The organism is Actinoalloteichus caeruleus, assembly GCF_049311605.1.
Lineage (GTDB): Bacteria > Actinomycetota > Actinomycetes > Mycobacteriales > Pseudonocardiaceae > Actinoalloteichus_B > Actinoalloteichus_B caeruleus.
On record NZ_CP186005.1, the window covers coordinates 2,946,195 to 2,971,032 of the forward strand.

General features: G+C 71.1%; 3 protein-coding genes. 1 reads left to right on the forward strand and 2 read right to left on the reverse strand.

Annotated elements, in window-relative coordinates:
* Nucleotides 1-46 precede the first annotated feature (46 nt).
* On the forward strand, nucleotides 47-22,051 hold the full coding sequence (locus tag ACOJVX_RS12100) for a non-ribosomal peptide synthase/polyketide synthase (RefSeq protein WP_422647543.1): 22,005 nt from the start codon (nucleotides 47-49) through the stop codon (nucleotides 22,049-22,051).
* A gap of 106 nt (nucleotides 22,052-22,157) precedes the next feature.
* Here the strand turns inward: ACOJVX_RS12100 and ACOJVX_RS12105 are convergent, their stop codons facing one another.
* Nucleotides 22,158-23,282, reverse strand: coding sequence for a DUF1648 domain-containing protein (locus ACOJVX_RS12105; protein ID WP_016697183.1), 1,125 nt, complete (start codon nucleotides 23,280-23,282; stop codon nucleotides 22,158-22,160).
* A 339-nt stretch (nucleotides 23,283-23,621) separates the two neighbouring features.
* Nucleotides 23,622-24,809 carry a serine hydrolase domain-containing protein gene (locus ACOJVX_RS12110; protein WP_103056777.1) on the reverse strand — a complete coding sequence of 396 codons (1,188 nt, stop codon included), beginning with the start codon at nucleotides 24,807-24,809 and terminating at the stop codon, nucleotides 23,622-23,624.
* Nucleotides 24,810-24,838: the final 29 nt, after the last annotated feature.

The window sequence follows — 24,838 nt, forward strand, 5'->3', positions numbered from 1 at the left end:
TCCGCGTCCCGCCGTGCCTGCCAAAGTTGATCTCTGAGGGGATTCCATGAACACGCCGTCGTCACGCGAGGACCGCATCCGCTCCCTGCCGGAGCACGTGCGGGAACGGCTTCGCAGCCGACTGGCTGGGCGTGCGCGTCCGCGGAACCAGATCGTTCCGGCGCCACGTGACCGGGACCTTCCCCTGTCCTCGGCGCAACAGCGGCTGTGGTTCCTGAACGAGTTGGAACGGGGGAGTCCCGAGTACAACTCGGGACTGGTCCTGCGACTGCGCGGTTCCCTGGACGTCGATTCCCTCCGCGTCGCCCTCACCCGTGTCGTGGCCCGGCACGAGGCTCTGCGGACCACCTTCGACACCCTCGACGGCGAGGGTGTCCAGCGCATCCAGCCGGCGGCCGATGTCCCGTTGGTCGTCCACGAGCTGCTCGCCGGGCTCGACCACGGTGATGGGGCCAGCCGGGGAACCCATCACGAGGGGCAGGGAGGTACCGCGCCCGAACTGGACCGGCTGCTGCGTGGGGAGCTCGCCCGTCCGTTCGACCTCGGCAACGGGCCACTCCTCAGAGCAACGCTCGTGCGCGAGGCGCCGGAGGACCACGTCCTGCTGGTGGCGATGCACCACATCGTCACCGACGGTGCCTCCACGGAGATCCTGACGAGGGAACTGGCGGCCTTCTACGAGGAGGCGACGGGTGGGCCACGGGCGGATCTGCCCGAACTTCCCGTCCAGTACGCGGACTACGCGGTGTGGCAGCGGGAGCAACTGTCCGGGCAGGCACTCGAGAGTCAACTCGACTACTGGCGCCGGCACCTCGCGGATGTCACTCCGCTGGAGCTTCCCACCGATCGCCCACGTCCCTCGATCCGCGGCTCGGCCGGAGCACTGCACTCCTTCTCGGTCCCGGCCGACCTCGCCGCCGCGCTCGGTTCCCTCGGTCGTGCGCGGGGAACGAGCCTGTTCATGACGTTGACGGCGATCACCAAGTTGCTGTTCGCCCGGTACAGCGGGCAGAGGGACATCGCCCTGGGCACGGCGACGTCCGGTCGGGAACGGGCAGAGCTCGAGGGACTGGTCGGGTTCTTCGTCAACACGGTCGTCCTGCGGTCTCGGCTCAACGACGACCGTTCCTTCGCGGAGTTCCTGGACGAGGTCAGGGAGGACGTACTCCGAGCCTTCGCGAATCAGGAGGTTCCGTTCGCGAGGCTGGTGGAGGAGCTCGCACCGGAGCGGGACCAGAGTCGTACCCCCTTGGTGCAGGCGATGGTGGTGCTGCAGAACGCGGCTCCTCCCTTTGACGGGACCTCGGGCGGTGTACGTTTCGAGGAGGTGCCCGTACCCAGGGACGTGTCCGCTTTCGAGTTGACCCTCCAGTTCCAGGAGCAGGCCGGTGGTGTGCTGGCTGGTGCGGTGGAGTTCAACACCGACCTGTTCGACCCCGAGACCATCCAGCGGATGGTCGAGCACTGGATCGTGCTGGCCCGGCAGGTCGTGACCACTCCTGACCGTCGTCTTGGCGAGCTGGACCTGGTGGTCGGGGCCGAACGGGAACGGGTGCTGGTCGGGTTCAACCGGACCGACCCGGTCACGGTGCCCGAGGCCTCGATCGGGGCGGGGTTCGCCCGGCAGGCCGAGCGCACCCCGGACGCGTTGGCGGTCACCGCCGGCGGGGTGGATGTCTCCTACGCCGCGTTGGCGGTGCGGGTGGCGGGCCTGGTGGCGGGGTTGCGGGCCCGGGGGGTGACTGCCGAGTCCCGGGTGGTGGTGATGCTGCCCCGCACCCTGGACCTGGTGGCGGCGTTGGTGGCGGTACCGGCCGCGGGTGGGGTGTGCGTGCCGGTGGATCCGGCGTACCCGGTCGAGCGGGTCGGGTTCATGGTCACCGACAGCAGGGCCGTGCTGGTGGTCACCGATACCGAGCATGAGCACCTGGTCCCGGCCGGGGCCGCGGTGTGGACCGTGGATCAGGGCCGTGCTGGGGAGGTCGTGGAGCCGGGCCAGGCGGTCCGGTCGCTGGTCGAGGTCACGGCTCCGGTGACACCCGACCGGGCTGCCTACGTGATCTACACGTCCGGGTCCACCGGCCGTCCCAAGGGCGTGATCGGTACCCACCGGGGGTTGATGACCCGGTGGGCCTGGTTCACACAGGCCTACCCCGAGCAGCGGGGTGTGCCCGTGCTCGCGCGGGGATCGGTGTCATTCCTGGACTCGGCCACCGAGATCCTGGGCACCCTGCTCGAGGGTGGTCAGGTCGTGCTGGCCGATGAGACCGAGATGAAGGACCCGGTCGGGTTGGTCGGGTTGGTCCGGGCCCACCGGGTGGAACGGGTCACGATGGTGCCCAGCCTGCTCGCGGTGGTGCTGGACGTCATCGCCGCTGACCCGGAAGCCGTCGCGTCGGTGTCCTGTTGGGTCTCCAGCGGGGAACCCCTGCCCGCTACCGTGGCCACTCGTTTCACTGCCCTGCTGCCCGGTGCCCGGTTGCTCAACCTCTACGGGGCGTCCGAGGTGGCCGCGGACAGCCTGGCCCAGGAGGTCACCGGGCTTCCGGTGCTGGTGGGTACCCCGATCAGCGGGACCCGGGTCCACATCCTCGATGCCGGTCTGCGTCCGGTGCCGGTGGGGGTCCCTGGTGAGGTGTACGTGGCCGGTGCTGGTCTGGCCCGGGGCTATATCGACCGGCCGGGGGTGACCGCGCACCGGTTCGTGGCCGATCCGTTCTCCCGGGCAGGGGACCGGTTGTACCGGACCGGGGACGTGGCCCGGTGGGACCGGTGGGGGCGGGTGGAGCACCTGGGGCGGTCGGACGCGCAGGTGGTGCTGCGGGGTTTCCGGATCGAGTTGGGGGAGATCGAGGCGGTGTTGCGGTCCTGCCCCGGGGTGGAGCAGGCGGTGGTGGTGGTGCACACCGATACCACGGGGACGGATCGGATCGTGGGGTATGTGACCGGTGCGGTCACCGGTGCCGGGGTGCGGGAGTTCGTCGGGGGTCGGGTACCGGAGTACATGGTGCCTTCGGTGGTGATGGTGGTGCCGGTGTGGCCGGTGACGGCGTCGGGGAAGGTGGATCGGGCGGGGTTGCCCGAACCGGTGTGGGAGTCGGGGGTGGGGTATGTGGGTCCCCGGTCGGTGGTCGAGGCCCGGTTGTGCCAGGTGTGGCAGGAGGTGCTGGGACTGGACCGGGTCGGGGTCCACGACGACTTCTTCACCCTGGGTGGGCACTCGCTGATCGCTACCCGCCTGGTCGCCCGGATCCGGGCGGTGCTGGGCGTGGTGGTCTCGGTGCGGGAGGTGTTCACCGCCCCGACAGTGGCTGGTCTGGCCGTGCGGGTGGTACGGGCCCGGCAGCGGCGGCTCCCGCCGATCACCCCCGTGGTGCGGGAGGGGCAGTGGGTGCCGTTGTCCTCGGCCCAGCAGCGGTTGTGGTTCCTGCACGAGTTCGACCCGACCGGGGTGGAGTACCACACCGGGTTCGGGTTGCGGTTGGTCGGGCCGGTGGATCTGGGGGCGGTGCGGGCGGCGGTGGCCGGGGTGGTGACCCGGCACGGGGTGTTGCGGTCGGTGTTCGACACCGTGGACGGGCAGGGAGTGCAGCGGGTGGTGCCGGTGGAGGAGGCGCCGGTCGTGGTGGGGTGGGTGGATGTCTCGGGTGCGGTGGATCCGGGGGCGGAGCGGGATCGGGTGGTCGCGGATGTGGTGGGGCAACCGTTCGATCTGCGGTCGGGTCCGGTGGTGCGGGTGGTGGTGGTGCGGGAGTCACCGGAGTCGCATGTGCTGGTGTGGGTGATGCACCACCTGGTGACGGATGGGTGGTCGATGGGTGTGGTGGTGCGGGAGTTCGGGGAGGGGTACGCGGCGGCGGTCGCGGGTGGCGCGGGGTCGTGGTCGGAGTTGCCGGTGGGGTATGCGGATTTCGCGGTGTGGCAGCGGGAGTTGTTCTCGGGTGAGGTGTTGGCGGGGCAGGTGGGGTACTGGCGGGAGCGGTTGGCTGGTGTTCCGGTGTTGGAGTTGCCCACCGACCACCCACGACCCCCCGTGCGGACCTCGGCGGGAGCGGTGCACCGCTTCACGGTGCCCGCCGCGCTCACGGGCACGCTCCACGAGCTGGCCCAGTCGCGGGGCGCCACGCTGTTCATGGCGTTGACGGCGGTGACGCAGCTGTTGTTGTCCCGGTACAGCGGTCAGGACGATGTCGTGCTGGGCACGGCGGTGTCGGGGCGGGAGCAGAGCGCGCAGGTGGAGGACCTGGTCGGGTTCTTCGTGAACACCCTCGTCCTCCGCACCCGGATCGAGCCGACGGCGTCGGTCGCCCAGTACCTCGAGGACGTCCGGGAAACAGTTCTGGGGGCTCTGGAGAACCAGGACGTTCCGTTCAGCCGCCTGATCGACGAGCTGTCCCCGGCGCGGGACACCAGCCGCACCCCGCTGGTGCAGGCCATGCTCATCCTCCAGAACACGCCCGCCGAACCCGCGCGGCTTCCCGGCCTCGAGGTAGGCGACTACCCCCTGCCCCGGGACACCGCCCAGTTCGACCTGACGCTGTACTTCCAGGAGGCGGACAGCGGTCTCCAGGGCGCCGTCGAGTACAGCACCGACCTCTTCCAGCCCGAGACGGTCGAACGGCTGGTTCGGCACTGGCTGGTGCTGGCCCAGCGGATGGCGAGCCACCCCGAGCGTCCACTCCGCTCCGTTGAGCTGCTGGATTCTCCGGAGCGGGAGTTGGTGGTGCGGGGGTGGAACGACACCGAGCTGGCGGTGCCCCCGGTGTCGGTGGCCGGGTTGGTCTCCGCGCAGGCGGCACGGACACCGGAAGCGGTGGCGGTGGTCGACACCGAGGGCGCGGTGACCTACGCGGAGCTGGAGGAACGGTCAGCGCGGTTGGCCGGGTACCTGGCGGCACGGGGTGTGGGTGTGGAGTCCCGGGTCGGGATCTGCCTGTCCCGGTCGGTGGAGCTGGTGGTGGCGTTGATAGCGGTGGCGCGTGCCGGTGGCGTGTACGTCCCGGTCGACCCCGAACACCCGGCCGAGCGCACCGGATACGTCCTCACCGATAGTCGTGTCCTGTTCGTCCTGACCGAGGCAGCACTGGCCGACCGCGTGCCCGGTGAACACCCCGTGCTGGTGCTCGACGACCCCGAGGTCGAGCGCCGGTTGGCCGCTCAGGCTCCGGCTCCGGTGGTGTTCACCTGCCCCGAGCAGGCGTTGTACGTGCTCTACACCTCCGGGTCCACCGGCCGCCCCAAAGGCGTGGTCGTCTCCCACGGCAACCTGGTCACCTTCCTGACCACCATGACCACCCGGGTCGGGATCACCCCGTCCGACCGGTGGTTGGCGGTGACCACGATCTCCTTCGACATCGCCGGCCTGGAACTGTTCCTCCCCCTGCTGCACGGCGCCCGGGTGGTCCTGGCCACCCGGGAGGAGGTCACCGACCCCGCCGCGGTCACCCGCCTGGTCACCGACCACGGGATCACCCTGCTGCAGGCCACCCCGACCTGGTGGCGGTCGGTGCTGGCCGAGACCGGTACCGCCCTGTCCGGGGTGCGGATGCTCGTGGGGGGCGAGGCCCTGCCCGTCGAGGTGGCGGCCACGATGACCGGGGTCGCCGGCCCGGCTGGGGTGCTCAACCTGTACGGGCCGACCGAGACCACGGTGTGGTCCACCACCGCGGTGGTGGACGGTGCCGGGCCGGTGGTGATCGGCACACCGGTGGGCGGCACCCGGGTGTATGTCCTGGACGCCGGGTTGCGCCCGGTACCGCCGGGGGTGCCCGGGGAGCTCTACATCGCTGGTGCCGGGGTGGCTCGGGGGTATGCGGGGCGTGCGGGGTTGACCGCGTCCCGGTTCGTGGCCGATCCGTTCTCGCTGGTGGGTGGGCGGGTGTACCGGACCGGGGACGTGGTGCGGTGGTCCCGGTCGGGTGTGTTGGAGTTCGTGGGCCGGGCTGATGACCAGGTGAAGGTGCGGGGGCATCGGATCGAGCCGGCGGAGATCGAGGCGGTGCTGGCCGGGGTCGCGGGGGTGGCCTCGGCGGTGGTGGTGGTGCGGGCTGACGGGGGTGGTGTGGACCGGTTGGTGGCTTATGTGGTGCCCGCTGGTGGGGCGGAGGTGGACGTGGTGGGGGTGCGTGCGTCGGTGGGGCGGGTGTTGCCGGAGTACATGGTGCCCTCGGTTGTGGTGGTGGTGGAGTCGTTGCCGGTGACCGGGAACGGCAAGGTGGACCGGCGGGCGTTACCGGCACCGGAGTTCACCGGGGAAGGGGAGGGCGAACCTCCTCGCGGTGCTGTGGAACGGGCCCTGGCCGAGGTCTTCACCGAGGTGCTCGGCGTGCTGGAGGTGGGACGGGGGCAAGACTTCTTCGCCCTGGGTGGGCATTCGTTGTTGGCGACCCGTCTGACCAGTCGGGTGCGGTCGGTGTTGTCGGTGGAGTTGCCGGTGCGGGCGGTGTTCGAGCACCCCACCGTGGCCGGGTTGGCCGAGGTCGTGGCCGGTCTCGGGGAGGTAGCCCAACCCCCACTGCTGCCCCGTGCCGACTCCGAGGCGGTGGTGCCCTTGTCCCCGGCCCAGCAGCGCCTGTGGTTCGTGGCCGGGTTCACCCCCGACAGCGTCGAGTACGTCCTGGCCACCGGTCTGCACCTGCGAGGCCCCCTCGACACCAGCGTCCTGCGTGCCGCGTTCGGTGTGGTCAGCCAGCGGCATGAGGTGCTGCGGGGCACCCTCGAACCCGGCGACGGCGCCGGGCAGACCCGGATCCACCCCCACCTGCCGGTGGGCGTGCGGGAGGTCACCGCCACCGGTGGGGAGGTCGACCAGGTGCTGCGGGCCGAGACCAGCGCCCCGTGGGAGTTGACCACCGGGCCGTTGTGGCGGGTCCTGTTGGTCCATACCGGTCCCGACGAGCACGTGTTGATGGTCTCGATGCACCACATCATCGGGGATGCCTGGTCGATGGGGGTGCTGGTCCGGGAGGTCCTGACCGCCTACACGGCCCTGCTCGCTGGTGAGGAGCCGGTGTTGCCGGTGTTGCCGGTGCAGTACCCGGACTGGGTGTTGTGGCAGCGGGAGTGGTTGAGCCCGGTTCGGGTGGAGGCCGGGGTGGACTACTGGCGGGAGCGGTTGGCGGGGGTGGCGCCGGTGGAGTTGCCCACCGACCGTCCCCGGCCGCCGGTGCGGGACACCGCTGGGGCGGTGACCGAGTTCGTGGTGCCCGAGCCGGTGGTGGCGGGGTTGCGGGCGGTGGGCCGGGAGTGTTCGGCGACGGTGTTCATGGTGTTGACGGCGGTGACGCAGGTGGTGTTGTCCCGGTGGTCGGGGCAGGACGATGTGGTGGTGGGCACGGTGACCTCGGGTCGGGACCGGGCCGAGGTGGCGGATCTGGTCGGGTTCTTCGTGAACACCGTGGCGTTGCGGTCGCGGGTGGATGAGCGGGAATCGTTCGTGGAGTTCCTGGCGGGGGTGCGGGATGGGGTGGTGGAGGCGTTCGCGTGGGACTGGGTGCCGTTCGATCGGGTGATCGAGGCGGTGGCTCCGGTGCGGGATGCCTCGCGGACGCCGGTGGTGCAGGTGGTGGTGGTGTTGCAGAACGCGGTGGGGGAGTGGGATGCGGGGGTGCCGGGGGTGGTGGTGTCGGATCGGGTGGTGCCCCGGCAGGCGGCGCAGTTCGATCTGGCGGTGCATTTCCGGGAGCGTTCGGTGGAGGCGGGTGGTGGTCTGGTGGGGACGGTGGAGTACGGGACGGCGTTGTTCGATGCGGGCACGGTGGAGCGGTTCGGGCGGTGGTGGGGGGAGTTGGCCGAGCGGGTGGTCGGGGCCGCTGACCGCCCCCTCCGCGACATCCCCCTGATCAGTGACGAGGAGCGGAACCGGCTGAGCCAGGCTTGGGAGTCGGACGTCGATCGGGCGGCGCGGGAGGTTCCCGGCGGCTCGTTGGTGGAGTTGTTCGATCGTCAGGTCCGGGAGCGTCCCGAGGCGGTGGCGGTGTCCTTCCAGGACACGACGGTGACCTACGGGGAACTGGCCGGGCGGGCCTACCGCCTGGCGGCGCACCTGCGGGCCAGGGGCGTGACCCCGGGAGCGCGGGTGGCGTTGCTGCTGCCCCGCACCACCGACCTGGTGGTAGGGGTGCTGGGTGTGCTCGCGGCCGGGGCGGCGTACGTGCCGGTGGACCCGAACTACCCGGCGGAGCGGATCGCCTACACCCTGACCGACAGCGGGGCCTCCACGGTGGTGACCGTCTCGGAGACCGCTGGTGCTCTCCCGGGGGCGGTGTCCGGGGTGCCGGTGGTGGAACTGGACCGCACGGACTTCTCGGGGTACGAACCCGGGCGACCGGAGGTGGTGGTGCCCGCCGAGGCGGTGGCCTACGTGATCTACACGTCCGGGTCGACCGGACGGCCGAAGGGCGTGGCGGTACCGCACCGCGGCGTGGTGTCACTGCTGACCGGGACCCAGGACCGGTACGGCTTCGACGCCGGGGACGTGTGGACGTTGTTCCACTCGGTGGCCTTCGACTTCTCGGTGTGGGAGATGTGGGGCGCGTTGGCGTTCGGGGGCCGGTTGGTGGTGGTGCCCTGGGAGGTGTCCCGCAGTCCGGGGGAGTTCCTGGAGCTGGTGGTGGCCCAGCGGGTGACGGTGCTCAACCAGACACCCTCGGCGTTCGAGCAGTTCGTGCGGGCCGAGGCGGAGAACCCCGGGTTGGGGCGGGAGTTGTGCCTGCGGTGGGTGGTCTTTGGTGGGGAGGCGTTGGAGGTGTCCCGGGTGCGGCCGTGGTTGGCCCGGCACCCGGACACACCGGTGTTGGTGAACATGTACGGGATCACCGAGACCACGGTGCATGTCACCGCGCACCCCCTCAACCCGACCGGGAAGGGGGAGAACGGTGCGGAGGTCGATCTGGTCGAGGGGTCGGCTGGGGTGATCGGGCACGCGGTGCCGGGGTGGCGGGTGTACGTGCTGGACCGTGCCGGTGGGTTGCGTCCGGTTCCTCCGGGGGTGGTGGGGGAGATGTACGTGGCGGGTGCGGGGGTGGCGCAGGGGTATGCGGGTCGTGCGGGGTTGACGGCGTCGCGGTTCGTGGCCGATCCGTTCGCTGGGGATGGCCGGCGGATGTACCGGACTGGGGACTTGGCCCGGGTGGATGGTCAGGGGCGCCTGTCGTACGTGGGTCGGGCGGATGAGCAGGTGAAGGTGCGGGGGTTCCGGATCGAGCCGGGGGAGGTCGCCGCCCGGTTGGGAGAGCACCCGGGAGTGGCGCAGGCGGTGGTGGTCGTCCGGGAGGACACCCCCGGGCACCCTCGCCTTGTCGCCTACTTCGTCCCCACCACCGGTGTCTGCCCCACGTCCGCCGAGCTCCGCGACCAGCTGCGCGGTTCGCTGCCGGAGCACATGGTGCCCTCCGCCCTCGTCCCCCTCGACGCCCTACCCATCACCGGGAACGGCAAGCTCGACCGCGCGGCCCTTCCCCGCCCGACCCAGGAGGACGACCGGACCCGGGTCGCCCCCAGCACCGAAGTCGAGCGCGTGCTGTGCGAGATCTGGAGCGACATCCTCGACACCGGCGAGATCGGCGTGACCGACGACTTCTTCGACCTCGGCGGTGACTCGATCTCCAGTCTCCGAGTCCTCAGCCGCGTGCGATCTCGTTTGGGGGCCGACCTGTCACCGCGCGTGCTGTTCGACGGCCCCACCGTCGCGGAACTGGCCCGAGCTGTTGACGGACACCTGCCCCAGCTCCCGGTAGCCGACGCCATCGCGCCGGCCGACCGTTCCGAGCCCCTGCCGCTCTCCTTCGCCCAGGAACGGCTGTGGTTCCTGGACCAGCTGTCGCCAGGAGGAGCCGAGTACACGGTCACCGGAGCACTCCGCCTCACCGGCTCACTGGACTCGGAGGCGCTGTGGGGTGCCTTCGACCTCGTCGTGGAGCGTCACGAGTCGCTGCGCACCACCTTCCACGCGGTGGACGGACACGGGGTCCAGCTCCCCGCCACGGAGATGACGTTGCCGCGTCGCTTCGTCGACGTCTCGGGCGCGACCACGGACGACCGGACCGGTGAGGTCGCCCGACTGCTCCGGCAGGAGGGCACGGCGCCGTTCGACCTGGCGACGGGTCCGCTGGTGCGAGCTCTCCTGATCAGGGAGGCAGCGGACAGCCACCTGCTCGTGCTCTCCCTGCACCACATCGTCACGGACGGCTGGTCCATGGGCGTCATCACCCGGGAACTCGCCGCCGCCTACACGGCCGGTGTCGAGGGGAGGGCGGTCGTGCTGCCGGCACCCCGGATCCAGTACGCCGACTTCGCCCGCTGGCAGCGCGAGGCGCTGACGAGCTCAGTGCTCGAACCGCAGATCACCTACTGGCGTTCCCAACTCGCTGGCATGACCCCGTTGGAACTACCGACGGACCGGCCGCGCGGCGCCGCTGACACCTCCGCCGGTTCACTGCACACCTTCGAGGTACCGGCCGCGCTCACCGACGCGTTGCGGACGCACGGGCGCCGCAACGGCGCGAGCCTGTTCATGGCGTTGACGGCGGTGTCGCAGGTGTTGTTCGGGCGGTACGCCGGTCAGGATGACGTGGCGGTGGGGACGGTGACCTCGGGTCGGGACCGGGCCGAGGTGGAGGACCTGGTGGGGTTCTTCGTCAACACCCTGGTGCTGCGGTCGCGGATCGATGAGCGGCGGTCGTTCGTCGAGTTCCTGGCCGAGGTGCGGGAGACGGTGCTGGGGGCGTTCGCCCACCAGGAGGTGCCCTTCGGCCGGCTCGTCGACGAACTCGGTTTCGACCGGGCTGCGGACGACACCTCGGTCGTCCGCGTGGTGATCGCACTGCAGAACGCTCCGGCCGAGCCATTCGAGCTACCGGGCCTGCGCGTCGACGAGGTGCCCGTCATCAGGGAGGCCAGCCCGTTCGACCTGACCCTCAGCTTCGTCGAGCACGACGGGGGACTGGTCGTCTCCGTGGAGTACGACGCGAACCTGTTCGACGAGACGACCGTCGCCCGACTGGGTCGGCTGTGGCTGAGAGTGGCCGACCAGGTCACGGCGGACCCCGCCGCGCCGCTGCGCCGCGTCGACCTGCTCGACGCGGCGGACCGGCGGCTGCTCCTGCCACCGAAGCAGACCACCACCGAGGAGGTCGTCGGGTCGGTGGTGGACAGGTTCGCGGCTCGCGTCGAGCGCCATCCTGACGCGCTGGCCGTGCGGGACGACAGCGGTGACCACAGCTACGCCCGGATCTGGGAGTGGTCCGGGAGAGTCGCGGCCGCCCTGGCCCGGACCGGAGCAGGGCCGGAGACACCGGTCCTCGTCGCGGTCGACAGGGGACCGGCTGTGGTCGCGGTGTGGCTCGGAGTCCTACGCGCCGGAGCGGCCTTCGTGCCCGTGCACCCCGCGACTCCTCCGGAGCGGGTGGCCTGGATGTGCGCGGACCTCGGCGTCCGGCACGCGGTGGCCGAGCCGTCCCACCACGATCGGCTGCCGGCCGAACTCGCGCTGGTCGACACCGATCCGGTGGACGTCACCGGCGATGGCGGTCCTCACCAGGTCTCCGTGCCAGCGGCCGCCGCGGCCTACGTCATGTACACCTCGGGTTCCACCGGGACGCCGAAGGGCGTGGTGGTCACCCACGCCGACATCCTCACCCTGGCGGCGGACCACCGGTGGTGGGATCCCGCGCACGAGCGGGTGTTGTTCCATTCCCCGCACTCCTTCGACGCCGCCGTGTACGAGATCTGGGTTCCGCTGTTGGGTGGCGGCAGCGTTGTGGCCGCACCGCCCGACGACCTCGACGCCGCGCTGCTGCGGCGAATGGTCGAGGACCACGGCGTGTCAGCGGTCTTCGTCACCACCGCCCTGTTCACCCTGCTGTCCACCCAGGACCCGGCGGTGTGGGCCGGGCTGGGACAGGTGTGGACCGGTGGCGAAGCCGCCGTCCCCTCCGTCTGGTCCCGGGTGCGCCAGGTTTGCCCGGAGACCCGCTTCGTGCACGTGTACGGCCCGACCGAGACGACGACGTTCGCCGTCTGCGGCGAGCCCGGGGCCGAGGTCTCCGAAGGCAGGGTCCCCCTGGGCACCGGTATGGACGGGGTCCGAGTGGTGGTGCTGGACAACGCTCTTCGTCCCGTTCCGGTGGGCGCGGTGGGAGAGCTCTACCTGGGGGGAGCCGGGGTGGCCCGGGGCTATTCCGGTCGGGCCGCACTGACCAGCTCCCGGTTCGTCGCGGACCCCTTCGGGCCCGAAGGGACACGCGCGTACCGGACCGGCGACTTGGTCCGGTGGTTGCCGGACGGGGTCCTCGAGTTCGTGGGGCGGTCCGACGATCAGGTGAAGGTGCGGGGGTTCCGCATCGAGCCGGGTGAGGTCGAGGCCGCGTTGGTGGGGCAGTCGGGTGTGGCGCGGGCGGTGGTGGTGGTCCGGGAGGACACCCCGGGGGCGCGGCGTCTGGTGGGTTACGTGGTGCCGGAGGACGGGGCCGTGCCCGCTCCGGAGGTGTTGCGGGACGCTCTGCGCCGGTTCCTGCCGGAGTACCTGGTGCCGGCGGCGGTGGTGGTGCTCGAGGCCTTGCCCCTGACGGGTAACGGCAAGGTCGACCGGGCGGCGTTACCAGCCCCGGAGTTCCAGCCCTCCCAGGGCTACGTGGCACCCCGCACCGAGGTGGAGCAGGTGCTGTGCGAGGTGTGGGCTGAGGTACTGCGGTTGGACCGGGTCGGGGTGACCGACAACTTCTTCGAGCTGGGTGGCGACTCGATCCTGAGCATCCAGGTCGTCTCCAGGGCCCGTCGCGCCGGCCTGTCCACCCTCTCCACCCGGGACATGTTCCAACGCCAGACCATCACCGACCTCGCGGCCGGCCTGGACCTGGCACCCGAGGAGGACACCACACCGGTGCCACGGGGTCCGGTGTCGGGCCCGGTGGAACCAACCCCGGTGCTGTCCTGGTTCCTGCAAACCCACCCGGTGGCCCCGCACCACTTCGCGATGTCGACCGCGTTCGACCTGCCCGAGAGCCTGGACCTGGCCGCGTTCCAGACAGCGGTGACCGCGGTGTTGACCCAGCACGACGCGCTGCGCCTGGTGATCGACCGGGACCCCCAGGGGGCCTGGGCCCCGCGGATCCTCCCCGACCTCGAGGCCGCCTCCGTCCTCGAGGTCGTGAACACCGTCGGGGTGACCGATCCCGAACAGGCATGGCAGGACACGGTGACCACCGCCCAGTCGGGAATGGACCTGGCCACCGGCCCACTGCTGCGGGTCGTACTGGCCCGGACCCCGCGGGGCTGGCGGGTAGCGCTGGTAGCGCATCACGCGGTGGTGGACGGGGTGTCCTGGCGGGTCCTGCTCTCCGACCTCGACACCGCCTACCACCAGGCCCGCACCGGGAACCCGGTGGACCTGGGGGAACGGACCTCCTCGATGGGCCAGTGGACGGCCCGGCTGGCCGAACACACTCGGTCCGGGGGGTTCACCGACCAACTCGACTACTGGACCACCCTGCTGTCGGACCCGGGTGTGGTGGAGATCCCGGTGGACCACCCCGGGGGTCCCAACACCGTGGAACACCAGGACCGGGTCGAGGTGGAACTGGACACCGAGACCACCCGGGCGGTGCTCTCGGAGGTCCCCGCGGTGTACCGGACCCAGGTCAACGACGTGCTGCTGGCCGTGGTGGGTCGGGTACTGACCCGGTGGGCGGGTCGGGACCGGGTAGCGGTGGCCCTGGAGGGGCATGGTCGGGAGGAGTTGTTCGAGGGGGTGGACCTGTCCCGGACGGTGGGCTGGTTCACCTCGGTCTACCCGGTGGTGCTCCAGGAGACCGGGCAGGGCTGGGCAGCCACGGTGTTGGGTGTGAAGGAGGCGTTGCGGGCGGTCCCGGACCGGGGCGTGGGTTATCAGGCGTTGCGGTACACCGGTGGGGCGGCGGAGCTGGTGGGGCAGCCGGTGCCGGGGGTGAGCGTGAACTACCACGGGGTGTTCCACCTCGATACCGATCAGGACGGTGGTTCCTTGTTCGGGGTTCCGGTGGAGGTGGGGGGTCGGGAGCACGCCCCGGGTGAGGAACGGGCGTATCTGCTGGATGTGGTGGGTGGGGTGGTGCAGGGCCGGTTGCGGTTCAGTTGGTGGTATTCCACGGGGGTGTTCGAGCGGGCCACGGTGGTGGGGTTGGCCCGGGCGGTGGTGGAGGGGTTGCGGGAGTTCGTGGGGCACTGCCGGCGGCCGGGGGTGGGGGGTGCCAGTCCGTCGGACTTCCCGTTGGTGGCGTTGGACCAGGCGGGGGTGGATCACCTGCTCGATACCGTGGAGACCTCTGAGGTGGTCGCGGGTGTTGGGCGTGGTGGTGGGGTGGCGGATGTGTATCCGTTGACGCCGTTGCAGGCGGGGATGGTGTTCCACGCGGTGGCGGATCCGGGGTCGGGGGCGTATGTGGAGCAGTTCAGTTGTGTGGTGGAGGGGGTGGCTGATCCGGAGGTGTTGGGTCGGGCATGGCAGCGGGTGGTGGCGGGGTCGGATGCGTTGCGGGTGTCGGTGGTGTGGGAGGGGGTGGCTGAGCCGGTGCAGGTGGTGCATCGGGTGGTGCGGGTGCCGGTGACGGTGGTGGATTGGTCGGGGTTGGCTGAGGAGCGGCGGGCGGAGGTGTTGGCGGAGTTCCTGGTGGTGGACCGGGAGCGGGGCCTGGATGTGGGGGTGGCTCCGTTGATGCGGTTGTTCCTGGCTCGGGAGGGTGCGGGTCGGGTGCGGGTGGTGTGGACTTTCCACCACCTGCTCCTCGACGGATGGAGCATGTTCCAGTTCCTGGCAGACGTGTTCGCGGAGCACAGCCGGCTGCACGCGGACCGTACGGCGCACGACCTGGCGGGCAGCGGATCCGCGGCCACCCCAGGCACCCAGGGAACCCCCGGGGCCGCACCGGACGCGACGCCGGGCGCTCCCACCGGCCGGCCGCGCCGGCCCTACCGGGACTACGTGGAGTGGCTGGTGGCCCGGGACCGGGGCGAGTCGCTGGACTTCTGGCGTCGGACACTGGCTGGGTTCGACGAGCCCACCCCCCTGCCCTACGACCGGGCACCCGAGCGGGCGCACCGATCCCAGTCGGTGGCCCGGATTCCGGTGGAACTGACACCCCGGGAATCGGAGCGGGTGCTGTCCTTCGCCCGTTCCCACCAGGTCACGGTGAACGCGGTGGTGCAGGCCGCGTGGGCCCTGCTGCTGTCCCGGCACGCGGGCACCTCGGAGGTCGTGTTCGGGGCGACGGTGTCGGGTCGGCCGGCGGACCTGCCCGGGGCGGAGGACATCCTCGGGTTGTTCATCAACACGCTGCCGGTGCGCATCCGCGTGGACGAGGACCGGTCGGTGGGGTCGTGGGTGCGGTCGGTGCAGGCCGGGCAGGCCGAGGCGCGGGCGCATGACCACGTGGCGTTGACCGAGATCCCCACCGAGGTGCCGGCGGGGGTGTCGCTGTTCGACAGTCTGATCATTTTCGAGAACTACCCGCTGGACGAGCGGACCGCGTCGCGGCACGGGCTGAGCATCGACCAGGTCAGCACCGTCGAGACGACGAACTACCCCCTCACCCTGGTCGCCTCGGCGAAACCGGATGACGTCCAGCTCCTTCTCGCGTACGACTCCGCGCTCTTCCGGGCTGCCACCGCGCGACGGCTGGCCGAGCGGCTCGTCCGGGCGCTCACCAACCTCACGGCCACTCCAGAGGGGCGGGTGTCCGAGCTGGACGTCCACTCCGAGGTGGACCGTCGACGGCTCGCGGAGTGGAGCGGAACGGACCGACCCGCGCTGACCGGGCTCCCGGTCGTGGCGATGATCTCCGAGCAGGCCAGGCGAACCCCGGAAGCGACCGCCGTGCACGACGGAGACCTCACCCTCACGTACGCGGAACTCGACAGCCGTTCCCGTCGACTGGCGCACCACCTCCGGGCCCGCGGCGTCGGACCCGAGTGTCGGGTGGCGCTCCTGCTTCCCCGGTCGGTGGACCTGGTGCTCGCATCGCTGGCGGTGTGGCACGCCGGAGGCGCGTTCGTGCCCGTCGACCCCACCCAGCCTCGGGAACGGATCGACTTCCTCCTCACGGACAGCGCACCACGCCTCGTGATCACCGGGACGTCCCCCGACCTGGACGTGCCGTCGGCGGTGGCCGATCGCGTGGTGACCGTCGACGCGATCCGGTCCGAGCCCGGCACCGAGGTACCGAACACCGTTCCGGAGACGCCCTTGTCGTTCCGGACCTCGGCGTACGTGACCTACACCTCCGGTTCCACCGGCCAGCCCAAGGGCGTCGTCGTCACCCACCAGGGGCTGGCGAGCTTGGCGGCCGCGCATGTGGAGACCCTGCGCCTGGACGGCACGTCCCGAGTCCTTCAGTTCGTCGCTCCCAGCTTTGACGTGTCCGTCGCTGACCTGCTGATGACCCTGACCTCCGGGGCCGCCCTGGTGCTGGCCCCGCCAAACCCGCCGCTGGGCGCCGAGCTGACCACGCTCCTGGGGGACCGGTCCATCACTCACGCGATGATTCCCGTTACGGCGCTGGCGACCGTGGATCCTGATGGTGCCGGTGCGCTGCGGGTCGTCGCGACGGGCGGCGAGGCGGTCGGCGCTGACCTCGTGCGCCGGTGGCAGGTCGCCGGCGTGTCCTTCGTGAACTGCTACGGCCCCACGGAGACGACGGTGTCGGCGAGCATAGGACTCCTGCCGCACGAGCCGGACGGCGTCCCGGACATGGGGGCACCAACCCCGAACACGCGCGTCTACCTGCTGGACTCCGCGCTGCGGCTGGCTCCCGTTGGCGTTCCCGCCGAGCTGTACGTCTCGGGCGACGGGGTCGCGCGTGGCTACCTGAACAGGCCGGCCCTGACCGCCGACCGCTTCGTGGCCAACCCCTTCGGCACGTCCGGCACTCGGCTCTACCGAACCGGCGACATCGTGCGGTGGCGAGCCGACGGCCGGCTCGAGTTCGTGGGGCGGGCTGACAACCAGGTGAAGTTGCGCGGTTTCCGCATCGAACCCGGCGAGGTCGAACACGCGTTGGCCGGCCACCCCGACGTGTCGGCCGCGTCGGTGGTGGTGCGCGAGGACCAGCCCGGCCACCGACAGCTCGTTGGGTACGCCGTGCCCTCCGCGGCGGCGTGCCCCTCAGGGCCGGGCCTGCGCGGGTACCTCGCGGAGCGGTTGCCCGACCACTTGGTTCCCTCGGCGGTCGTCGTGCTCGACGAACTCCCACTGCTCCCGACCGGGAAGGTGGACCGGGGTGCGCTGCCCGCGCCGACCTTCTCGGAGGCGACGGGCTCGGTCGCTCCGACGACTGAGGTCGAACGTGTCCTCTGCGGGATCTGGTCGGAGGTCCTCGGGCTCGAGGAGGTGGGTGCCACCGACAACTTCTTCGCCCTCGGTGGCGATTCCATCTCCACCCTGCGCGCGGTCTCCCGCATCCAGGACGCGCTCAACCTCAGGCTGTCGCCCCGTGCGATGTTCGACCACCCGACCGTGCGCGGCCTGGCACGGATCTTGGAGCAGCCTGCCGAGGAACCGGTGGAGGAACGCATCGAACGGGTCGACCGCTCCGGTCCGCTGCCGTTGTCGCCGGCCCAGCAGCGGTTGTGGTTCCTCGACGAGTTCGCTCCGGGGTCCGTGGAGCACAACACCGGCATCGGTCTGCGCCTCCTCGGCGAACTCGACCTGTCGGCCTTGCGCGCCGCGCTCACCAGGCTGGTGGAGCGCCACGAGATCCTGCGGACCACGTTCGTCACCCAGGACGGCGAGGGGACGCAGGTCGTCGGCCCGGCCCGAGAGGTGGTCCTCGACGAGGTCGACCTGTGCGGCGCCTCCCCGGACGTGGTCGACAAGGCCGTCCGCGAGCTGGCCACCGCGCCGTTCGACCTCGCCAGCGGGCCCCTGCTGCGGCCCACCGCGCTGCGGGTCGGAAGCCGGGAGTGGGTGCTGGTCCTGGCCATGCACCACATCGTCACCGACGGCTGGTCGATGGGGGTGTTCCTGCGGGAGCTCGCCGCCTCCTACCGTGCGGTCCACCAGGGGACCGAGGACGAGCTGCCCGTGCTCCCGATCCAGTACGGCGACTTCGCCCAGTGGCAACGGGACCGGCTCTCCCGCGACTCGCTCGCCGGGCAGCTGGCCTACTGGCGGGAGCGGCTCGCGGACATCTCCCCGCTCGACCTGCCCACCGATCGTCCCCGCCCGGCGGTGCGGACCACATCGGGTGCGGTCCACACCTTCTCCGTGCCGGCCGCGCTCACCGACAAGCTCCGCTCGGTCCGGGACGACGCGACCCTGTTCATGAGCCTGACCGCGATCACCGCCCTGGTGTTCTCCAGGCACAGCGGACAGACCGACATCGCCGTCGGCACCGCCACCTCGGGCCGGGACCGGGCGGAGCTGGAGGGCCTCGTCGGGTTCTTCGTCAACACCGTCGTGCTGAGGACCCGTGTTCGGGAACGGCTGTCCTTCACGGAGTTCCTCGCCGAGGTGCGGGAGACCGTGCTGGGGGCCTTCGCCCACCAGGACGTACCCTTCAGCCGGTTGATCGACGAGCTGGCACCGGAACGGGACACCAGCCGGACGCCGCTGGTCCAGGCGATGGTGGTGCTCCAGAACGCTCCCCTGTCCGATCTCGACCTCCCGGACCTCGTGGTCGAGGACCACCCGCTGCCCAGGACTGCCGCCCAGTTCGACATCACCCTCGAGTTCGTCGAGACCCCGTCCGGGCTGGTCGCCGCCCTCGAGCACAGCACCGACCTGTTCGACGGGGAGACGGTGCGGGGTTGGGCGAGGGACTGGGTGCGCCTGGCCGAGGCCGTGACGGACACGCCGGATGTTCCGCTGGTCGGCGTCGACTCCGGGGATCGCGAGGACCTGGTCCGGGTCCTCGACCGGTGGAACCAGACCACCCGTTCCCTGCCGTCGGGGTCGTTGGTCGACCTGTTCGCGGCGTCCGTCGCGTCGGACCCCTCGGCGCTCGCGGTCGTCGGGGAGGGAGTGGCCTGGTCCTACGGAGAGCTGGACGCACGTGCGAACCAGTTGGCCCACGCGCTGGTGGACCGGGGGGTGGCGGCGGAGACCCCGGTGGCGGTGCTGCTTCCCCGTGGACCGCTCGCCGTGGTGGCGATGCTCGCCGTTCTGCGCGCCGGCGGCTACTACGTCCCGGTGGACCCGACCTACCCGCCATCCCGCGTGGAGTTCCTGGTGTCCGACAGCGGCGCCGCACTCGTGCTCACGACAGCCGACCTCCGGGACCGGGTGCCGGGTGGGGTTTCGGCGACCGTTCTCGACGACCCGGCGACGGCGGCGTCCGTGCGGGGGCGACCCTCCGAACCGCCGTCGGTCCCCCCGATCAGCTCGTCCCGCGCCGCGTACGTGATCTACACCTCCGGGTCGACGGGCCGGCCCAAGGGGGCGCTCGCCACGCATGAGGCGGTGGCCCGTGTGTGCTGGCGTCCGGAGCACCTTCCGGTCGGGCCCGGGGACGTGGTGTCCCAGGTCGCTCCGCTGTCGTTCGACGCGGCGACCCTGGAGGTGTGGGGGGCGTTGCTCAACGGGGCTGCGCTGGCGGTCCCGCCGCCGGGGCCGCTGTCCCTTCCCGAGCTCGGCGAGTACGTCGCGGCGCGCGGGGTGACCGCGCTGTGGCTGACCACCGGCCTGTTCCACGAGGTCGTCGACGGCGACCTGTCCATCCTCGCCGGACTGCGGCAGGTCTCCACGGGCGGCGACGTGGTCTCTCCTGACCACTGCCTGCGGGTGCTTCGCCGGTTCCCGGGTCTGCGACTGCTGCACGCCTACGGCCCCACGGAGAACACGGTGTTCAGCACCACGGCCGACGTGGACGTCGCCGCGGCGTCGGACGGCAGACCGTTGCCGATCGGCACACCTGTCGCGGGGACCCGCGTGTACGTGCTGGATCGGTGGATGCGGCCGGTCCCCCCGGGTGTCCCCGGCGAGCTGTACACGGCGGGCACGGGCGTGGCCAGGGGCTACGTCGATCGTCCTGGCCTGACGGCGGGCCGGTTCGTGGCCGACCCGTTCGATGCTCGGGGTGGTCGCCTCTACCGAACTGGCGATCGGGCCCGCTGGAGGCGTGACGGCCAACTGGAGTTCCTCGGCCGAGCCGACGACCAGGTGAAGCTGAGGGGCTTCCGGATCGAGCCGGGCGAGGTGGAAGCGGTGCTCGCCCGGCATCCAGCCGTGGCCGTGGCGGCGGTGGTGGTCCGGGAGGACACCCCGGGGGTCCGCAGGCTGGTGGGTTACGCGGTCCCGTCAGCGACCGGGGGAACCGGTACCGAGACGCTGGGGGCCGAGTTGCGCGACGCGGTCCGCGCCGAACTGCCCGAGTACCTGGTGCCCGCGGCCGTGGTGGTCCTGGACGCGCTTCCCCTGACTCCCAACGGGAAACCGGACCGGGCCGCACTGCCCGCACCGGAGTTCCAGGGCGGCGAGGATTTCCGGGCCCCCAGCGGTGAGACCGAGCGGACGCTCTGCCAGATCTGGTCGGAGGTGCTCGGTGTCGACCGGGTCGGGGTGGAGGACAACTTCTTCGCGCTGGGGGGTGACTCCATCCTGAGCATCCAGGTGGTGTCCCGGGCTCGGCGGGCCGGCCTGGAGCTGTCCTCGAAGGACATGTTCCTGCACCAGACGGTGGCAGCGCTCGCCAGCGCGCTTCCCGAACCCGGTTCGCTGAGGGTCCACGCGGACCAGGCCGTGGTGTCCGGTCCCGTGGACACCACGCCGGTGATCGACTGGTTCTTCGAGAGGCACCCGGTGTCCCCGGAACACTTCACGATGTCGATGGCCTACGACCTCGACGGCGACGTGGACCTAGCGGTGCTGCGCACCGCGGTGTGCGCCCTGCTGTCCCAGCACGACGGGCTGCGCATGGTCGCCGTGCGGGACGGGAACGGCGGTCACCAGCTGCGGGTGCTGCCCGAGGTGGATGTCGAGCAGGTGCTGCTGGCCGTCCGGCCCGGGGTCGGGGAGGACTTCGACCAGGTGTGGCGGGAGCGGGTCGCGACGGCGAAGTCCACTCTCGACCTGGACTCCGGGCCGCTGTTCCGGGTCGTGGTGGTGCACCACGATGCCGGTGCGCGACTGGCGGTCGTCGCGCACCACCTGGTGGTCGACGGGGTCTCCTGGCGCATCCTGCTGGGTGACCTCGTCGCAGCCTACGACGCGGCGGTCGCCGGGAAGCCCGTGGACCTGGGGCCGAAGACGACGTCCTTCCAGCAGTGGGCCGCCCGGCTGTCGGACCACACCAGGCGGGGCGGGTTCGACGACCAGCGGGACTACTGGACGGCAGCGACCGGCCCCGGGGTTTGCCTCGACCTTCCCGTCGACGACCCCGGCGGGAACAACACGGCCGGCTCCATGCGGATGCTGTCGGTGTCGCTGTCGGAGCGGGACACCGCGGTGCTGTTGCAGCGGGTCCCGGGTCGCTACCGCACCCAGATCAACGATGTGCTGTTGGCGGGGCTGGCCCGGACATTGCGCGGCTGGACGGGCCGGGACCGCGTGGCGGTGAACCTGGAGAGCCACGGGCGGGAGGAGCTGTTCGAGGACGTCGATCTCTCCCGCACGGTCGGCTGGTTCACCTCGATCCACCCGGTCGCCCTCCGCCTCCCGGAGGACGAGGGATGGTCGGCGACCCTCCGGGCGGTGAAGTCCCAACTCCGCGCGGTACCCGACCGAGGGGTCGGCTACGGTGCCCTGCGCCACCTCACCGGGTCACCGGGCACGTTGCCCACCCACGACAGCCCGAGGATCAGCTTCAACTACCACGGGCAGTTCGCCGTGGAGGGGCAGGGGAAGCCGGCGTCCAATCTGCTGCGGCAACGGATCGAGTGCCCCGGGGACGACCACCACCCGGACGAGCAGCGGGCTCACCTGATCGACGTGGTGGGTGCCGTCGAGGAGGGAAGGCTGGTGTTCACCTGGGGCTACTCCGGTGAACTGCACCGCACGGAGACCATCCGCTCGTTGGCGGAGGAGATGAACGGCTGGTTGCTGTCCCTCGTCGAGACCTGCGCCACCGAACGGCGCGAGGGCTGAGCCCCTGCTGGCTCCTCGGCGCGTGGCCGGGGGCTGCTCCGCGTGATGGGGAGCCGCCCCCGGCAGGGGTCACGGGGGACGCCGTGGACCTCGCGCGGAGGGGAGGTCACCTCCACTCGGGCGTGATCACCCCGAAGGCCATCAGGACGAGCGTGCCGAGGATGGCCGTGCCGAACAGGATGCGGGTGATCGGGTTGGCGAGGTTGAACGTCCAGCCGAAACCCATCCTCCTGGGTACCAGGATCGCCGGGTCCTCGCGGTTGGAGTACATCATGTCCCCTCGCCAGAAGCGGTCGTCGTCCCGTTGCACCAGGCCGCTGTCCTCCTCCGGCTGGTCGGGGACGGCAACCCTGCTGCCGGCCGGTCCGACCCGGACCAGCAGGAAACCCACGACGGCGACCGCGAGGAGGGCCGGTGCCACCGTGACGAGCAGTACGACGGTGGTCTGGTCGTGCCTGCCGGTCCACATCACCCACGAGAGCCCGCCCAGGACGAGGTTCAGCGCGGCGAGCACCAGGACGAGACCCCGACTGGTCTGGGTGAGGTAACGCCGGTATCGCCGAGCACTGGTGTCCGGCTGTGCGGGGTCGATGTCACCGCGTGAGCGCAGGATCCCGGCGGTCAACCCCAGCACGAGGCCCGTCTGCGCCGCCTGGAGGAGCACCAGGGCGAAGGCCGTCAGGGCCGAGGTTCCGACCTCGGTCGTCGCGTCCACGCCGCCAGACGCGGGCATCACCAAGGTGTCGGGCAGCGTCGGGTACGTCAGGACACCCACCACGGTGGTCGCGAGAAGGACAGCCAGTGCGGGTGACGTCCAGAGCCACGGGAAGGGGACCGGGTCCGTGCGCAGTGTGGTGTCCGCCGCCACGCCCTGTCGTCGGCCCTCGTACCAGCCATCCCGGCGCTTGGCGGTGGTGATCGCGCGACTCGCCTGGTGCCACACCACTCCGGTCGCCATCAACAGGGCGACACCGGTCAGCCCGTACACGATCCGGGGGTCCACCACCTGGCCGAGCGCCATCGAGGAGATGACAACGACCAGTACGACGGCGGAAAGCCGGTTTCGGTAAAGACGTCGTTGTTCCACGATCACCGGATCGTCCACCCTGTCCGGTGGGACTCGAACGGAGAAGGGCACCGTCTTCCGGGACAGAATGGGAGTGGGAGCCACAAGCAGGACCGCACCCAGCGCGAGCGGGACGCCGATCTGCTCCAGCAGGTTGGTGAACAAGGGGAGTGCCTATCTGTTGCTTCGATCGCGCGGCAGGTTTTCGATGCTACGGTCGGCCGAGTCGCACGGGCAACGTCGCGGTGCGGAACTCGAGCGGGTTTTGGTGTCAGCCGAAGCGATGTGCCGGTGCCTGATCCGGCGGGCGGGATGGCGGTACCAGCGGGAATTCCCCACCTCGGGCCGGTGGAGGTGTTCGGATCGCCGTTCTCGCACCAGCGCGATATCCACCCGTTGCCGATCACGACGAGGTCCCGTGCCCGAGCATGAGCGGGAGCCGCCATTTCGGAGGGGGTCCGCCGGGAACACCCCGGTGGAACCGCCCTGGTCATGGCGCTCGGCTCAGCAGCGGGGCGCAGGGGATGTGAGAACGGTGTCCACGAGGAGGGTGGCGAGCCGCTCCGAGTGCTCCCCGACTCCGTTCATCGCGATCACGACTTCGCTGTCACCGTTCTCCGTGACCGCCGTGTGGTGGTGGAAGCCGAGAATGTTCCCGTCGTGTCCCCAACACCCCCCGCCCTGGGCCATCGGCCGCCAGAAGATCCCCAGGCCGTAGTGGGCCTCGGCGGTGCTTCCCGGGGCGCGGGCCGGGACGGTTCGCAGCATTTCCGCCAGCTCCGCCGGCCCGAGCAGTCGTCCACCCAGCAGGGCGCGGAAGAACCTTCCCAGATCGTCGGTGGTGCTGATCAACGAGCCAGCCGCGTCCGCCCACGACGGGTTGAACAGCGTGGTGTTCACCGGGCTTCCCGCACCGGGGAACCGGTCGTAGCTCTCGGTGTGCGGGCCCATCACGAAGGGGAAGTCGCCGGGGGCGGCGGTCCCGGTCAGTTCCAGTCGCCGGATGATCCGCTGCCGGACCTCGGCGTCCCAGGAGTTCCCGGTCACCCTGCGCACGAGCATCCCCAGCAGGACGTAGTTGATGTCGCGGTACCGCCACCTGGTTCCCGGTGCGCACTCCGCGTCGTGCCGCAGGGCGAGATCCACCAACTGCTCCGGCCGGTAGGAGCGGAAACGGCGGGCGGCGAACTGGGCGGCGTCGTGGAGTTGGTCGAGGTCCTGGCGGAAGTCCGCGAGACCGCTGGTCTCCTGGAGCAGGTGCCGCACGGTGATGTCGGCCGCGTGGTCTGTGCCGTCCAGGACGCCGGGCAACCAACGCGCCACCGGCGCGTCGAGGGTCAGGCGACGTTCCGCCACCAACTGGAGGACGACGACGGCGACGAACGCCCGGGTGGCCCCGCCGATGCGGAAGCGCGCGTTGAAGGGGATCGCGGGAGCGGTGTCCGTCCCCCGGTTGCGGGCCTTGACCGTGTTGTCCCCGACCCGGTGGTGGATGAGGACGGCCGGGACGCCCGAGTGGTGCAGGTCGTCGGCGGCGTTCTCCAGGAGGGCGTTGCGGTCGCCCCAGGACCGGGGCGTTTCCGTCGGAGGAACTCCCGCCCAGTCCGGGCGGGTGAGGGCGTCGGCTGCCACCGACGGGTGGGGGATCGCGGCGTCCAGGCGGGTGGTTCGGGTGACACGGGCAGACGACATGTTCCGCTCCTCGGGTTCGCGCGCCGACG